Here is a 16,353-nt window from a genome sequence, read left to right on the forward strand (position 1 = left end):
ACAGCGTGCCCGCAGGCACGCTGGGCAAGCCCGTCAGCGGGCTTCCTTTTCCTTGGCATCGTAGGGAAGACTGCCGACCGGGCACTGCGCCACCCCCGAGGTGCGCCGGGTCAGGGCCTCGACGTCCTCGCGGGCCTTCTCGGCATCCAGCACCCAGGTGCGATAGAACTCGAATGGGCATTCGGCAATGCCGCGGTCGCCGTCGCCAGACAAATGCATACCGCTGTAGCCACGGTGCAGGATCTTGTACAGGTGGTTTTGCGACTGGTCGTTCTGCCGCGCATCGCGAATTTGCGAGATCGACAGCTGGGCGTACTGGATACCCATCTCCTCTTCACCGCACTCGCCAAGTGTACGGCCATCGAAACCGATGATTGCCGAGTGACCGAAGTAGGAATACACACCATCGAAGCCCGCGGCGTTGGCCACTGCAACATAGCAGTTGTTAGCCCACGCCATGGCCTTGGCCATGAGCACCTGCTGGTCCTTGGCCGGATACATGTACCCCTGGCACCGCACGATCAGCTCGGCGCCTTTCATGGCGCAATCGCGCCAGATTTCCGGGTAGTTGCCGTCATCGCAGATGATCATGCTGATCTTCAGGCCCTTGGGGCCATCGGCAACGTAGGTCTGGTCGCCCGGGTACCAGCCCTCGATCGGACACCAGGGGATGATCTTGCGGTACTTCTGCACGATCTCGCCGTTGTTGTCGATCAGCACCAGGGTGTTATAGGGGGATTTGCGCGGGTGCTCTTCATGGCGCTCGCCGGTCAGCGAAAACACGCCCCAGACGTTGGCCTTGCGGCAGGCCTGGGCGAACACTTCGGTTTCCACGCCGGGTATGGCCACGGCGGTTTCCATCATTTCGGCCGGGTCATACATGATGCCCTGCAGGCTGTACTCCGGAAAAATCACCAGGTCCATGCCCGGCAGCCCCTGCTTCATGCCGACAATGATGTCGGCGATTTTTCTGGCGTTTTCGAGCACTTCATCGCGGGTATGCAGGCGCGGCATCTTATAGTTGACCACGGCGACGCCGACGGTGTCATTGCTGCTGGAAATATCACCATGACGCATGTTGACCACCTCTTGTTGTTATTTTCCAGGGACGAAAAAAAGCCCTCTCCGCATGCGGAGAGAGCTCATTTGCTCTTTGGGGTTCGGTGTGGAGGCCGCGACATCGCCATTGATGCGCGGCTCCTGACAACCAACGGTATATGCCGGGTGTGGCGGCTTGTCAACCCGCCATCAACCGTTGCCGCTTCAGGCGCCGAGTGAGCACAGCACGCTTTGCAGCTTGTCTCGGGTGGTATTCGTGCACGCCTGCATGGGCTCGCGCAGCTCGTCTGCAATCAGGCTTTGCAGCTGCAACGCCGCCTTGACCACAGCCGGGTTGGGCTCGGTAAAAGCCACCTTGATCCAGGGCAGCAACTGGTAGAACGTACCACGCGCGGCGGCCCAATCGCCGCTGTCGACCTGCTGCACCATGCGTACGTACAGGTCGGCGCGCACATGCGCGGAGGCTGAAATGGCCCCAGCCCCACCCAGGCAGAGGTTATTGAAGATCTGCAGGTCTTCACCGGCCAGCACCTGGGCGTGGCCGTCCTCGATCAGGGCCATGGTCGTCTCGCTGTCACCGCCACAGTCTTTCACTGCCGCAATGCGTGGATGGCGCACGATACGGCGCAGGGTTTCGCGTTCGATGCGCACGCCGGTGCGGTAGGGAATGTCGTAGACGATCACTGGCACGCTGGCGGCATCGGCCACGGTGGCGAAGAAAGCTTCGATGCCAGCCTGCGAAGGGCGGATATAGCAAGGTGCGGGCACCAGCAGCCCGCCAATGTCACGCTGCTGGATTTCAGCCTGGAAGGCCAGCAACTCACGCAGGTTGTAACCTGACAGGCCCATCACCACCCTGCCCGGCTCCACCCAGGCCAGCACGGCATCCAGCACCGCCAGTTGCTCGACCTTGGACAATGCCGCCGCCTCCCCCGTGGTACCGCACACCACAAAACCGGCCACACCGTCTTCGAGCAGCTTCTTCACCAGCCTTTCCAGGCCTGGGAAGTCGATTTCATTGGCGCGCATTGGCGTGACGAGGGCGATCCAGATACCACGGAAATTCGACATGCAAAAACTCCTGATGTTGACCGAAAGTCAGCGTCAGCAGGGCGAAGAGTGGAGGTGGTGGCAGGGATACCTGGCGCCTTCTGTCTCGTCAGCCCACCTGACGAGACAGCGCGCCTCGGTCAGATGAGCGGCTGTTTCTTGGATTTCTTGGCAACGGCAACGCACGCGCCTGCCTGGGCGATGAAGCCCGAAGCGGAAATGGCGTGGTTGGATGGGGACATGCTGGCAAGCCCGTTGCGTAGGTATGGCTGGATAATGGTGGGGCGGCGTGCCTGGTGTCAACCCTTGGCCCGCATCGCCCCGTGCAGGCGCGCCCCTTGCAACGCCGCGATTGCCGTCACCGCCACTCGCTGTAAGGCTCCAGTGGTGTCACCGGCAGGGCCAGGTTGCCTCGCCACGGTTCGAACAGGTAGCGCAGGTAGAGCATGCCATGGCTAGGCGCATAGTCATCGCTGTGCTGCCAGTCGAAGCCGCCGCCCAGTACCCACTGGTCACTCAGGCGCCGTTCGAACAGCCCGCGCAGGCGGTAGCCCAACCCACTGCTGTCGCTGGCTTCAGTCATCGCATCGAGGTTGGAATCGACGCTATATTGCGCCAGTACCTTGCGGTTGATGTGTGCGTCCGGGTACAAGCGGCTACTGCCACTATGGGCCTGAGACCAGCTGACGGAACCTTCCAGCAGCAGCGACCAGTCGTAGTTGCGCCAGGCATAACTGACCGGCACGCCCACCGAACTGTAACGCTGCGGGCTGTAATAACCGCCCTGCCCCAGGCTGTAGCCGCCCAGGTCCTTGTCGTGGCGCCAGTGCATCAGCGTCACGCCTACACGCACACGCTCGTCGGCCTTTTCCACCACGCGGTGGTAAAAGCCGGCCATGGCCCGGGTCCGCTGGTTGTCGGCCACGTTTTCGCCGTACAGCCAATGGTACCCCAGGCTGGCCCACACCCCGTTGTCGCCACCTTGGTCCCAGCTCAGGCCGAGCGTGGCGCCATTGGCAGTGACCCCGCCCCAGCGCACGCCCGTCGGGCGGTCGCGTGCGCCGGCGAACGACAGCAATGAATTGCTCATCGGCCGGCGCGAGGCGGTCAGCGACCAGCCAACCTGCCCGAGGTCACCGTTGACCGTTGCGCCGCCCAGCCAGTTGTTGATTGCATAGCCCTGGGTGGTGCCCAGGTCGAACGCCCAGCGGCTGCCCTGCCAACCCAACGCCAACAGACTGCCGCTTGCAGTCTGCGATCCCCCCGTGCACGCGGGCAGTGTTTTGCCGTCAGCGGTCTGGCCAACAAACTGGCAACTGCCGAAGTCGGGGGTGTAGCGCCCCTGATCGTTCGGCTCGAACGACCCCGCATCCATGCCAATGCGCTCTACCCGCGCAAACGCGGTGCCCTCCTGCCAAGGAGTGTCGACATGCAACAAGGTCGACTGGGTACTCAGTTCCGACGTGCCGGGCGTACCGTCATCCTCGCGCCAGCCGTAGTCATGCATCAGCGTCACATGGCTATTGCGCTGGCGATACAGGGCATCCACATCACTGCGCAGGCTGCGGGCCAGCCAGTCGTCGCCATCCTGCTCGCGGCTGGCCAGGGTCAATGCACGGTCATCCCGTGGCGCTACGGCAGCACGGTCCAGCAACTGTGCATCGGCCATCGCCGCCGCATAAAGGTCCAGTGCTCGTTGAGGATCATCCTGCGCTACCAGGCGGGCGGCGTCGCGCCGTAACAACGGATCGGGGCGCGTCTGCTGCGCTGCAACACGGTCAAGCAGCCTGGCCGCCTGATCGTGTTCGCCCAACGCGGTCCACACCGCCGCCAGGCGCCGCTGGGCGTTGCCGTCATCAGCGGCAAATTGTGGCACCTTCACGCCCAGCATGTGCCGGGCCTGCTGCAGGTTGCCTTCGGCCAAGGCGCTTTCCATCACCCCAAGGCGTGCATCAGGACGCCCAGGCTGCACGACCAGTACACGCTGGTAATAGCTGCGCGCCTTGCCATGTTCACCACGCGCTGCTGCCCAGTCAGCCAACAGCATCAAGTCGTCCGGGCTACCTTCACCACGCGCCAGGCCGGCTTCAAGCAAGGCTGTCGCCTCGGCACTGCGGCCTTGTGCCTGCAACTGCTGCGCAGAGGCCAGGGTCATACGCCGTTGAACACGCTGCTCCAACGCGTGCATGTCCGCGTTCCAGGTCGCCTGAGGTACCGCCCTCAGACTGTCCAGAGCCAAGGCATCACGGTCGCTGGACGCCAGGAACAGGCCGTGGGCATAGCGCGTTGCCGGATCACGTGGCTGGTGCTGCACCAGCCTGGCAAATGCCCCGTCGGCCTCGCCATTGCGCCCTTGGTGACGCAGACTGTTGGCCAGCTGATACACCAGCCAAGGCTCATCGGGGGCCAGAGCCGCGGCCTGGCCCAGCACGTGGCTGGCCGTCGACCAGTCCTCGCGCTGCAGGGCTTCGTCCCCTTGCTGGCGTAACCGCGCAAGTTCCAGGCTGCGTCGCAGGCTGGCGAACTGCGCCTGCTGCCGTGGGGGCAGGCTGTCCAGGTATGCCTGCGCCTTGCCTGGCGATTGCGCCTGGTAAACGCGCATCAAGCCACGCACGGCACTTTCGTTATCCGGCGCCATACGCCGTACCTGCAGGTACTGCCGCTCGGCAGCCGCCACATCGCCCTCGGCCAGCGAGACATCTGCCAGGCCCAACAACGCGTATTCATCCTTTGGCCGTTGCTGGCGAGCCTGCCGGTAAAGTGTGCGCGCACCGCGCACGTCTTTCGCCGCCAAGGCCCGCTCGGCTTTTTTCAGCAGGGCCCAATACTGGCTGGACGACTCCAGGTCCTTCCATTGGCTGATCCGGTAGGTGTCCTGCTCCTTGGCGCTCGCCGCGCGGAACGCAGCATGGGCGTCTTCATGGCGGCCCTGGCGCATCAACGCATAACCCAGGGCCCCCTGCAGGCTGGCATCGCCCGGGTACTGGCGCAGGGCGCGGCGCAGCTGCGTTTCGGCTTCGACATTACGGCCCTTGTCGAGCAACGCCTTACCCCGTTGACCGGCCTGCCATGCCGGGTCGGCCAGCAGCTTGCGCTGCTGTTGCAAGGTCTCGCTGGCCTGTGCCAACAACGGTGAAGCCGGGTAACGCTGAAGAAAGGCTTGCCAGGCTGCCGCGCTGGTGGCACTCACGGCTTGCCCGGACAGGTAGTCGAACTCGCGCTGGGCAGCGGCATCCCGTGCACCGGGGTCTCGCGCCAGCTGATCGAGCAGGGCCAAGGCCTCGCGGTCACGCTTTTCGGCGAACAACCAGCCAGCCAAGGTCTGGCGCAGCCCGGCACTGCCTGGATACTGCTGATCCAACCGCTGCAACTGGCGGATCGCCTCTGGGCGTTGGCCTGGCAGATTGCCGCGCACGCGCCAGTAGTCCAGGGCTAATTCAAGGCTGGGTGGTTCGCCGGCAAACAACTGTTCGTACACCGCCAGCGCCTCTTCGTTACGGCCGGTAACCGCCAGCAGACGCGCCTGCTGCAAGCGCCGCGCAGGCGCCGGTTGTTGAAGTTCAAGCAGGCGCCTGGCCTGACGTGCTTGCAGGCTGCCAGGCGCAACGGCACTGATCCGCGCACTCAACTGCTCGGCTTCACTGCTGTTCTTCTCGCGCAATGCCAGGCTCAAGGCCGCCAGCAACACGTCCGGGTTGCGCGGTTCAAGCAACTGCAAACGGCCCAGCGCATCGCGCACCAGGTCGTCACGGTGCAGCGCTTCGCCGCGGCGTACCTGGTCCAGCAGCCATTGGCGCTGTTCATCGATATCCTTGGGTTGCGCATCTGCCTGGCAGGTTATTGCCGCCAGCATCAACACGCCGATCATTCGCTGCATGGCGCGCTCCAGACCGGCAACAGGTGGCCGTGCGGGTCAAAACGGTAACGGGCCTCGTCGAAGCCCTGGCCGAACAGCGCCAGCACCTGGCTGTAATACGCCTTGGCCTCGATCGGCTGTTCGCGCAAGCGCTGGCGCTGGGCCGCCAAGCCGGCCACGTGCTCAGGCGAGGCAGCAAGCAATGGCAGCAAGGCCGCAGAGAAACCCGCCGGGCCATGGCCGCGGGCTTCACCGCTGCGTGTATCCAGGTGCTCAGGAGGTAGCCCCTGGCGCTGGGTCAATGCCGCCATCGGCGCATAATGGGCCACCAGTTCGCGGCGTTGCGCCGCCCCCTCGGCCAACATGCCGACCCACAGGTACACGCGAATGGCGTCATAATCACCGGCACTGCCATGTTTCGTGTCTGCCGCTGGCTTTCCGGCCGGCGTCCACAGCAACCAGTCCGGGGCAAAGCCCTTTGGCGACGATGCCAACCACAAACGCCGCGTGTTGGCCGCCAGCTCACCCCACAATGGGTCCACCTCGCTGAAACGTTCGAGCAGCTGCAGCGGCAGGTAGCTGGGGTTCAGGCGGGTACCCTGGGCGTCTTCGAAGCCGTAGTCACCTGGCAGCAACATCACGCCGAGGCCTGGAAGCTTGCGCACGGTCTGCGCGGCGATACGCCACAGCAGGTGCTGGCCCAGCTGCGTGTAGGCCGGCTGGTCCCACAACCGCCCTGCTTCCAGCAGGCTGTAGGCGATCCACAGGTCGGCATCACTGGCGTTGTTGGCGTCCAGCACCTGCCACTGCTGCTGCCCGTCACGGCCCCACAGCCAGGCAGGCAGATGCCGGGCCAGGTCACCCTCGGCGAGGTTGTTGCTGGTCCAACGCAGCAACTGCGCGAAGGTTTGCCGGTCGTTGCCTACCAGGGCGAAGAACAGCGCGTAACTCTGCCCTTCCGAGGTGGTGATCAGGCGCTCGTCACTCGGGTCGATGACCCGGCCATCCACACTCACCAGCTCGGCCTTGAACCGCTCCCAGGCAGGCCATGGGCAAACCGACCCGGCAGTGGCGAAAACGGGCAGGCCCAAGGCGACCAGCCCTACCAGCATCTGGCGCATCATCACCCCGCCTCACCCAAGCGGCGCTTGCCAGCCCAGCGCAGTGCCCGCCACAACAAGAAGGCGAACAGCACCACACAAACAGCCGCGATCACCGCCAGCAACACAGGGTGCTCGGACAAGTGGAACCACAGCAGCAGCCACCACGGCAGCGCGCCCACGAAGTAGTGCTCGCCGACGAACTGGCTGCTCACGCCACTGCTGCGTACCAGCGTTACCGAACCCGCCACCGCATCAAGCTTGCCCACATCGCCAAGCACGTCGCGCAGCAATGCATAATCGCTGTCGCTGTTGGCCAGCAAGGCCACAACACTGCGCTGCTCATGGAACGGCGACTTCAGCCCGGTGATGGCCGCAATCGGCGCCTGGGCGCTGACCGCCACGCGGCTGCTTGCAGCCACCGGCTCAGTATCGAAACGCTGGCCGCCGGGCAACGATGCGCTGCGGCCCTGCAGTAACCAGTCACGCTGGGCGCTGAGCAACAGGCCAAGGTTGGGCGCATCGCGCAGGGCCTCGGGCAGGCTGCCGATCAGCAGCAAGTCGGCATCTGCCGCTGCGGCCTGTTGCCAGTCGTCGATCAATTGCAGGCCAAGCGCCGGGTAACCGATCTGTCCGGCCAACCCGCCAACCGTGTCGAGCAAAGTGCCGACCTGCATCGCCGTAGGTTTGGCCGGCATGATGACCAGCGTCTCGGACAGGTCGGCCATGCGGCTGAACGGGAAGCCACTGCGGGCGAATGCACGCAGGTCGGGCATGGCGATGTAATGGTGGTAACCGGAAAGGTCGATGGTGGAGCTGTCGTCGATCGCTGCACGCACGTCCACCGGCAGCGAGGTCTGGCAGCGATCGCGCTGGGCGCTGCCCAGGGTGCTGGCAAAGCTGAAGTCGAAGCGCAGGCGGTTGCGGTCGCCAATCTTCAGCGCCGGCACCAGCGAGTTCTCGGTCAATGCAGTGTTGTCACCGGACAGCACTGCCAGGCGCATTTCCTCAAGGGTACCGCCGCGCCGGTCATTGCCCACCAGCGGCATGCTTGTGATGTACTGATCGTTGACGCTGATGCTCAGGCGCGATTCGTCGGTCACCGCTGGCGCCGTATAGCGGTACAGGGTGCGCAGCGGAATACCCTGGTTGCGCCAGACGAACAAGTCGGGCGGCAGGTTCAGTTCCAGTGTCACCGGCCGCGGTTGCAGGCCGCTGACTTGCAGTTGCTCGGGGTAATCCAGCAGCTCGGCAAACCGTACCGGCCGGTCGGTGCGCGTCCAGTTCGGCGCATCGTAGGGCTGACGCGGTTGCAGCGCGGTCATCTGCTCCACTTTGACGCGCGCGCCACGGAACAGATTGTTGCCGACCGCCAGCGCCGAGGCGGCCTTGATCAGGTCGTCGTCGTTACGGCCCAGCACCAGCAGCACTTTGCTGAAGCGGTCGTCCGGATGATCGATCACCTGCAGCACGGGGCCGTCGACTGGCGGGAACTGCTGCAGATCGGCGAGGAACGCAGGGCGACGGTCGTTGCTGGCAAACACGATGCTCGGTGCAGGTTTTTCGCCACGGGCCGGCAGGTGGTTGTACAGCACAGGGAAGCTGGCCTTGCGCCAACCGGCCTGGCTGCCGAAGTAGGATGCCAGGATTGCCGCCGCACGCTGCTCGCCCAGGCTCGGCACGCCGCTGAACACCACCGGCAGTACTACCTTGCCGGTGTCGCGAGTATCGAAGAACGGCAACGGGAAATACGCCAGGTCGTTTTCCAGCACCAGCGCCTGCTCGTGCAACTGTACCTGGCTCTTGCGGTTAAGGTTAAGCCACAGGCCGCTGTGCGCCGGGTCTTCGCAGACATCGGTATAGTGTCCGACAAACTCCAGACGTACCCGGTTGAAGTCGCCGAGCAGTTTCGGGTCCAACGGCAGCTGGCGACGCACACGCTGGCCCAACTGCTCCTTTTCCACCGGAACTACGCCCATCAGCTCGTCGTTGAGGTAGACGCGCAAGTGCGACAGGTTCGGCAGCAAGGCTGGCGAAGGCGTGTAGTCCAGTTGCAAACTTGCATCGGTGGCCAGGCGATCGCGACGCAGGCCGAACTCGATATGCTCGCTGTTGCGTACACCTAGCAGCAGGCTGTCGGAAGCATGCCCAAGCTGCTCGAAGGTTTTCGCAACCTGCCAGTTTGGTACCGTGGATGTGGGTACCGCAGGCTCGGCAAGCGGGGCTACAGGAGCAGCAGCGGCGCTCTGCGACAAGGCGGTAAACAGCGCCATCGCCAGGCCCCAGGTACGCGCGGGATAACCAGTCATCATGCGTCTCGATCAACAGGGTTCATGGAAGGGATGGCCCGCGGTGTGCGGGGCCAGTAGCTGGCCAGCCACAGCGCCAGCGAACGCAGTGGGCGCAACCACGCCCGCAGCCATGGCGGCATGTGCTCGACCAGGCGCACGTAACCGACGCCGCCCAGCTTCAACACATCGATCAGGCTGCGCAGTGGGCGCTCGACCTCGTGCTGCTCGTTCCAGCCAAGCCAGGCATCGGCGCGGGCAAAGGTGCAGTGGACCAGGTCGATGCGCTGCTGCAGGGCGAGGTCGTGGAACACCAGGCCCACGTGTTGCCCGACAGTACGGGTGACACTCGCCTGGAAGGCGAACTCGCGCTGGCCGCGGTTGAGCAGCAGGCGTACCTGCTCCCCCGGGTTCAGCTCCAGACCTGGCTGTACCTGCAGGCCGACACCACCGTCGGAGTAGTCGACCAGGGTGCAGGGGTAGGCATGACCGCTGGCCAGCATCAACCCCGCCGGCAAGCGCATCTGCACCCGATGGGCGCGGCGTACCTGGCGCACTTCGGCGGCCACCGCAACTGCGGCACCGATGATCAGCAGGTTGTAGATCACCCACAGCGAGCTGACGATCACCGTGCCGATTTCTGCCGCCGGGCCGGTGACCAGGCGCCACACCGCAAAGCCCAGACCCACCACGTTGAGCGCTGCCAGCCACAGGTAAGGTTGGGCGATGCGCCAGTCGAACTGTTCCTGCTCCATCAGGCCGCCCTTGGCGGTGACGTTAAACGTGCCTTTTTTCGGCGCGAACAGCGCCACCGTGGTCGGGCGGGCGATGTACCAGGCCAGTACGGTCTCGTAGACCTCGCCCCAGAAGGTTTGTCGGTACTTGCCCTGCATCCGCGAGTTGGTCAGGCTGGCGTGGATCATGTGCGGCAGCACGTACAGCAGAATCATCAATGCCGGTGCGTAGATGATGTAGGCATGCAGCAACAGGAACGCCAGAGGCGCCGTCAGGAACACCAGCCGCGGCAGGCCGGCCAGGAAGTGCAGCATCGCGTTGGCGTAGCACACCCGCTGGAACAGGCTAAGGCCACGCCCGAACAGCGGGTTGTCGGTGCGGAAGATCTGCACCATGCCACGGGCCCAGCGAATGCGCTGGCCGATGTGCGCCGACAGGCTTTCGGTGGCCAGACCCGCGGCCTGCGGAATGCTCAGGTAGGCCGACGTCCACCCTTGGCGATGCAGGCGCAGGGCGGTGTGGGCATCTTCGGTCACAGTCTCGACGGCAAAACCACCGATGCTTTCCAGCGCGGTGCGGCGCAGCACGGCACAAGAGCCGCAGAAAAACGCCGCGTTCCACATATCGTTGCCGTCCTGGATCAGGCCGTAGAACAGCTCCCCTTCGTTGGGACGGCGGCGGAACGAGCCGAGGTTGCGCTCGAACGGGTCAGGAGAGAAGAAATGGTGCGGTGTCTGCACCAGCGCCAGTTTCGAGTCCTTGAGAAACCAGCCCACGGTCAGTTGCAGGAAGGAGCGCACCGGTACATGGTCGCAGTCGAAGATGGCGATCAACTCGCTGTCGGTGACGCCCAGCGCATGGTTGAGGTTGCCGGCCTTGGCATGCTTGCTGTCGGGCCGCACGATATAGCCCACCCCGACTTCGTCGGCAAAGGCACGAAACGTGTCGCGGCGGCCATCATCGAGGATGTAGATGCGCAGGCACTCGCGTGGCCAGTCCAGGCCCAGCGCGGCCATTACCGTGGTGCGCACCACTGACAGGTCTTCGTTGTAGGTGGGGATCAGCAAATCGACGGTTGGCCAGTGCCGGGTGTTGGCCGGGAGGTTCGCCGGCTTGCGCTGCAATGGCCAGCTGGTCTGGATGTAACCCAGGATCAGCACGAACCACGAATAGGTTTCTGCCGCCAGCAGGATCACCCCGAATGCCAAGTCGGTGTTGTCGTTCCAGTTCAGGGTCGAGGTGTAGCGCCACCACAGATAGCGGCAGGAGATGATGGTCGACAGCACGATCAGCATCAAAGTCGGGAAACGCCCCGGCATGTGTCGCACCAGCATGGCGATGACCAGCAGCAGGCAGATGAACATCAGCTGCGCCAGGTAGCCGAACGGTTCGGTCACGCACAGCAGGGCGAGGCTGAGGGCGAACACCGTCAGCACGCTGTAGAACGTCCGCCGGGCAACCGCGTTCAGGCCTCGCAGGCGTGCCGAGGCTTCGTGCCTGAAAGCACTGGCGCGGTAGCGCGCAGGCACCTGTTGCAGTGCATCGATCAGCAGGCCGCGGTAGTGGCGCGCCACCCCGCCTGCCCCCCGCAGGTGCATGCGCACTGCGCCCAATGCGCGGCGGCCAGGCCCTGCAGTACGTGCCTGCGGTTGGCGCCGCAGCAACAACCACAGGCTCTGGATCAACAGGCGTAGCGGGTCACCCAGCGTGGGGCGCTTGCCCGCCAGCTGCGGGTACAGGCGTTGGCGCTCGGCCAGCAGCGCCTGCCAGGCAGGAGACTCCAGGCGCAGGAACAGGAAGGCCAGCCACACGCCGAGGGTGAACAGCCATGCAACCGGCAGGCGCGTGCCACGGACTTTGAACCAGGTATAGGCCGACAGAGGGGTCAGGGTCACGGCTGGCGCCTCGTCAGACAGCGCACCGCCAGGCTCTGCACATCACGGCAGGCCAGGCTCTGCGGTGCGTAAAGGCCAAGAGGTGCCTTGTACGCCAGCGCTTCGAGGAAGGCTTCGTCGCGATGGACCACCTGGATCGGCAAGCGATCACGGAACAGATCACGCCACACCATCAACAGGTCGCTCTGCAAGCGGCTAGCCGGGTCGTAGCGGTTGACCAGCAGCATGTCGAAGTGCTCGACCGGGCGGCGCCCGAGCAGCAGGTGGCTGGCCATTTCGGCTTCCGCCACCAGTACCCGTACATCAGTCTCGATGCCGTTGCCGGCGGTATCGCCCGGCAATTGCGGCAGGTCGTACAACAGCCAGTCGAAATGCTCGGCCAGCTCGACCTGGCGGGCGCGCCATGACTGCGCATCGGGCACACGGTGCTGCGCACCGTCGGCCAGGTTGCCGTACGGCAGCAGGCACAGGCCATCGAGCACCTCGTACACGGCATCACTGAACGGCCGCCCTTCCCGCTCGGCCAGCGCCCAGCCCTCGGATGTATTCAGCGGCAGGTTGAAGTGCAGCCCGAGCAAGTTGCTGGGGCACAGGTCAATCAACAGCACCCGTTCGCCCACGCCCTGCAGCGCGTAGCCCAATGCAGCCAGCAAGGCGCTGCGCCCCAGTCCTCCGCGCACCCCATGCAATGCCAGGCTGGTCATGGCACGATCCTCTCGCGCTGGGTGACAGCCGCGTACAGCGCATCGTCGCTGCTGGCCCTGCAGCTTTCACCCAGCAATGGCCAGCGCTGCAGGGCCTGCTGAACGCCCACCAGCATCGAGATGTCCTGATAGTTCAGCTCTGGCATGTCCAGGTGCTGGCGCAACTGGGCAATATCGTCGCTACGGTCGGACGGGTCTGCCTTGCCAGTAATCATGGGCGCTCCTTGGGGATCGGCTGCCAGTCAGGCTGGCCTTGCAGGCGCATGTAGGCACGCCCCTGGTAATTCAGCACCTGTGCGCCAGAGGTTTCGGCAACCTGCTCGGTGGTTGGCAGGTCGGTCAGCAGGCCGGGCACATCCAGCACCTGCTGCTGGCCGAGGCCCGCATACACACGCGAGATCAGCTCGGACAACGCCAGGTAGCTGGTTGCAGCCGTGACCCGCAGCGGCTCGTTGCGGGCAGGCTGGCCCATGCCGATGAACTTAAGGCCGACCGGTACATGGGTAATCGACGGCGTGGGAATTTCGCGCATGCCAGACAACTGCATGCGGTCACCATGCAACGCGGCCCCATGCTCAGGGACAATGGCCACCACTACCCGGCGGCCACTGCGCTCCAGTTCGTCAAGGAAGGTGCCAAGCTCGCCAAACAGGCGATTGGCGCGGGTGGCATAGTCGGCCACGCGGGTACCGCCGTCGGCAGTGACGATACGGTTGCCGTCATGCAGGCTGATGCTGTTGTAGAACAGTGACACATGCTCGTCCGGGGTACCTTTGCGTTGCCCCCACCAACGGCGCAATACATCCAGGTCACTGGCAATCGGCGAGCCGTCGAAGCCCACCAGTGCCCGTGGGAAGTCGGTATTTCGCATGCCCGGTTGCGGCATGTGCTGCTGGGTAATGTCGCCGATGAAGTTGTCGAACCGGCCGCTGTGGTTGAGCAAGGTATTGCTCTGGAAACCCAGCCGGGCCAGGTTCTGGAACAACAGGCACTGCTCCGGGGCCGGTTGGTACAGGCCTGCGTGCGACGACTGCCCGCAGCTGGCTCGCAGCACACGGATGGCGGCCGGGCCGCTGTAGGAGGTCGCCGAGTTGAACTGGTCGAAGATCACGTCCATGCGCGACAACAGCGGATTGTCCCGTAGCCCCACGGCAGACAGGTCATCCCAGGCCAGCGAGCAGATGTTGATCACCAGCAGGTCGAACGGTTGCTCATTGGCATTCGCGACCGGGAACGCCGTCACCCGCTCGCGCTCACTGGCGAAGAAGCGCTCAAGCCAGCTGTCGAGCGTGGCATTGTCGGCTGCTGCAGTGGCAGGCGCGGGTTCGGCAGCGGTGCTTGCTGCCACGCCGGGCGCCTGGCCTGCACCCAGCGACGGCAAGCCGCCGACCGACAGCCATGCCAACCCCAGCAGGCTCAGGGTGCTCAGGCGCAGCCAATGGCGTAGGTACAGGTAACCCACCAGCAACATTGCCAGCGCCCCCAGCAGGTTCCAGTTGATGAAGCGGCCCAGCAGTTCGAGTAGATAGTCCCACGAGAAGTCCAGCACCCCCGGCTGCGCCAGCAGGCGGCTGAAGGGTGGCAGCCAGGTGTCCTGGTAGAACAGCGCGATGCCGATTGGCACCGCCAGCAGTTGCCGGGCAATACGCAGCCACTTGCCCGGCAAAGGGACAAGCAGAAACGCAGCGAACAACAGGTTCGGCAGCGCCTGGAAGTCGAGCATGCCAAGTGCGACCAGCAGAAACTTTGCAAAAAAATAGAGGTTCCACCCTCCCAGTCCAGGCCAGCGGGCCAGTACCGGGAGGGTGATGGTGGTATTAGTCATTCTGGGGTTCCTGGCGTGCAGCGCGGCGGCGTACGCCCAGCGGTTTCAGGTAGCGGGGGGGAAGGCGACGGCGCAACCCGCCACGTAATGCCGAACTCAGGCGCACTAGCAACAAGGCCAGGCCCAGCGTGACGAGAGCAGTAATGCCGACCACCTGCAGCAGTTGCACGAAGTTCATGCGCTACCCCGCTTGGCCAGGCCGACCTTGCGCGGTGCCAGCGCCGACCATGCCTGTGCAGGCAGTTGCGCCGCCGTGTCGCTCCGGGGTGGCTGCGGTAGGTTGCTGTCGAGGAAGGCCGGAGTGGCCAGGCTGTCGACGCCGGCAAGTACCTCCTGGCTGATGAACAGCTCTTTCCATGACAGCTGGAAGATGTGGTCAAGCGCTTGCTCGACCCCTTCGGAGCGGCAGGCGAACAGGAACAGGAACAGCACCTCGCCAACCACGCAGGCAATGTCGCCATCACGGCGGAATACCGTACGCGAGCAAGCCTGCAGCGGGGTCAGGCCAGGCGCCGGACGCAACACCAGCAACTGGTGGACGATTTCGCCGTTGCGCACCCCGTGCCACATGCTTTGCACTGCATCGGCGAACGCCCGTGGCGCTACCAATCCGCAGATGGCCAGCGGCCGCAGACGTGCCAGCAAGGCATCGAAGTCGGTTGGCAGGTGTCGACGCCAGACGTAACCCTGGATGCTCTCCACCATGGTCAGGAAGCGTGACAAGCTGGCACCGAACGGCACGATCTGGCTGGCACCACAAGCCAGCAGCAACTGTTCGTCCTGATAACGCAGGGTCGGCGCCATTTCGCGCACGACCAGCTTCAAGGCGTTGCCACGCGACTGCCGCAGGTGGTGCAGTTGGCGCGCCAGGCTATCCAGACGCTGCCCACCGTCCATGGCAAAGATCACCGTGGCAGACACCGCCCGGCTGGCTTTGCCCCCCAGTTCCTCAAAACTTTCGCAGACCTGCCAGTGTTCGGAGAAGGCTGGCGCGCCTTCCAATACCGGGCGCTGGGCCAGGCACAGCAACTCGTCACCACCGGTGTCGCTGGGTGCCTGAGGCGCGGCAGCAACGGCAAAGCCCGCGCTCAGCCGAGTCAGCTCCATGTCCCGGGTGGCGGCTTTGCCAAGCGGGCTGCTCCAGAAATGCTGCAGGTAGCGTACCCCACCTTTGCCGCGGTACACCTGCCCCAGGCCGTCGAGGCACTGGTTGAAAACGCGCAGACGCTCGACCAAGGCAGTGCTCTGCCCCCCACTGACGACCAGCAGCAACGCCGCTTCAGCCAACAATGCCGTGCGCAGCGCATTGCACCAGTGCTCGACTTCGCTATCCAGCCAGGCGTGTGCCGGTGCCAGCAGCACCAGCACACGCCCATGGGCATCAAGACGAGGCAGGTCTTCAACCAGATAACGGGTGGCTTGCGAGTTGGCCTCATACAGTGCCAGCTCGGCCGGGCCGCGCGTTGCGTCGAGCGCACCCAGCACGTCATCCATGGCTTGCGCATCGGCGATCAAGGCTGCCCTGGTATTATCGGGCATGCCTTCGACTACCTGGCGGCATAGCAAGGAGGCGTCTTCGGCGGCGTCACAGGCTAACCAGTACAGTCCTTGTTGATGAAGCTGGCTGCTCTCGACGCTCAGGCCGGAAATCGCCAACAACTGCATTCCATTAGTCAAAACACTGGCTCTGCAAAAGGTAAATTGAAACGGTTTGAAGGCGGAATGTGTCACATCCTCTGCTGACGCTTTATGACTCACGTCAAAAAAACGACAAATATGATGAATGGCACAAGGTTTCGTCAATTATACAGCATCAAGGCAAAATGAAATCAATCTGAAAT

The 16,353-nt window shown here is 64.2% G+C and carries 11 protein-coding genes; all 11 read right to left on the reverse strand.

The window, feature by feature from the left end:
• Window positions 1–33 precede the first annotated feature (33 nt).
• The 11 genes from J3A98_RS13300 to J3A98_RS13350 all read right to left on the reverse strand — a co-directional run bounded on the left by J3A98_RS13300 (window position 34) and on the right by J3A98_RS13350 (window position 16,177).
• Window positions 34–1,077 (reverse strand): aliphatic amidase, encoded by a 1,044-nt coding sequence (locus tag J3A98_RS13300; RefSeq protein WP_176684133.1) that lies wholly within the window; start codon window positions 1,075–1,077, stop codon window positions 34–36.
• 186 nt (window positions 1,078–1,263) lie between these two features.
• Window positions 1,264–2,130 (reverse strand): 4-hydroxy-tetrahydrodipicolinate synthase, encoded by an 867-nt coding sequence (dapA, locus tag J3A98_RS13305; protein WP_209966669.1) that lies wholly within the window; start codon window positions 2,128–2,130, stop codon window positions 1,264–1,266.
• Window positions 2,131–2,467: 337 nt separating this feature from the next.
• Window positions 2,468–5,986 carry a cellulose synthase complex outer membrane protein BcsC gene (gene bcsC, locus J3A98_RS13310; protein ID WP_209966671.1) on the reverse strand — a complete coding sequence of 1,173 codons (3,519 nt, stop codon included), beginning with the start codon at window positions 5,984–5,986 and terminating at the stop codon, window positions 2,468–2,470.
• Window positions 5,974–7,089 carry a cellulose synthase complex periplasmic endoglucanase BcsZ gene (bcsZ, locus tag J3A98_RS13315; protein ID WP_209966674.1) on the reverse strand — a complete coding sequence of 372 codons (1,116 nt, stop codon included), beginning with the start codon at window positions 7,087–7,089 and terminating at the stop codon, window positions 5,974–5,976. The genes bcsC and bcsZ overlap by 13 nt, the downstream gene beginning before the upstream one ends.
• Entirely contained in the window at window positions 7,089–9,377 is a 2,289-nt protein-coding gene (gene bcsB, locus J3A98_RS13320; RefSeq protein ID WP_209966675.1) for a cellulose biosynthesis cyclic di-GMP-binding regulatory protein BcsB, read from the reverse strand. The genes bcsZ and bcsB overlap by 1 nt, the downstream gene beginning before the upstream one ends.
• Entirely contained in the window at window positions 9,374–11,983 is a 2,610-nt protein-coding gene (gene bcsA / locus J3A98_RS13325; RefSeq protein WP_209966677.1) for a UDP-forming cellulose synthase catalytic subunit, read from the reverse strand. Before bcsA ends, bcsB begins: the two co-directional genes overlap by 4 nt.
• Window positions 11,980–12,687 carry a cellulose biosynthesis protein BcsQ gene (gene bcsQ / locus J3A98_RS13330; RefSeq protein WP_209966679.1) on the reverse strand — a complete coding sequence of 236 codons (708 nt, stop codon included), beginning with the start codon at window positions 12,685–12,687 and terminating at the stop codon, window positions 11,980–11,982. Before bcsQ ends, bcsA begins: the two co-directional genes overlap by 4 nt.
• Entirely contained in the window at window positions 12,684–12,902 is a 219-nt protein-coding gene (gene bcsR / locus J3A98_RS13335) for a cellulose biosynthesis protein BcsR (protein ID WP_209966682.1), read from the reverse strand. Before bcsR ends, bcsQ begins: the two co-directional genes overlap by 4 nt.
• The gene (gene bcsG, locus J3A98_RS13340) at window positions 12,899–14,512 is read right to left on the reverse strand and encodes a cellulose biosynthesis protein BcsG (RefSeq protein ID WP_209966684.1); all 1,614 of its coding nucleotides are present in this window, start codon (window positions 14,510–14,512) and stop codon (window positions 12,899–12,901) included. Before bcsG ends, bcsR begins: the two co-directional genes overlap by 4 nt.
• On the reverse strand, window positions 14,505–14,690 hold the full coding sequence (gene bcsF / locus J3A98_RS13345) for a cellulose biosynthesis protein BcsF (RefSeq protein ID WP_176684142.1): 186 nt from the start codon (window positions 14,688–14,690) through the stop codon (window positions 14,505–14,507). The genes bcsG and bcsF overlap by 8 nt, the downstream gene beginning before the upstream one ends.
• Window positions 14,687–16,177, reverse strand: a complete 1,491-nt coding sequence (locus tag J3A98_RS13350; RefSeq protein WP_209969854.1) for a BcsE family c-di-GMP-binding protein — start codon at window positions 16,175–16,177, stop codon at window positions 14,687–14,689. Before J3A98_RS13350 ends, bcsF begins: the two co-directional genes overlap by 4 nt.
• Window positions 16,178–16,353 lie beyond the last annotated feature (176 nt).

The organism is Pseudomonas sp. BP6 (genome assembly GCF_017875935.1).
GTDB classification, from domain to species: Bacteria; Pseudomonadota; Gammaproteobacteria; order Pseudomonadales; family Pseudomonadaceae; genus Aquipseudomonas; species Aquipseudomonas putida_Y.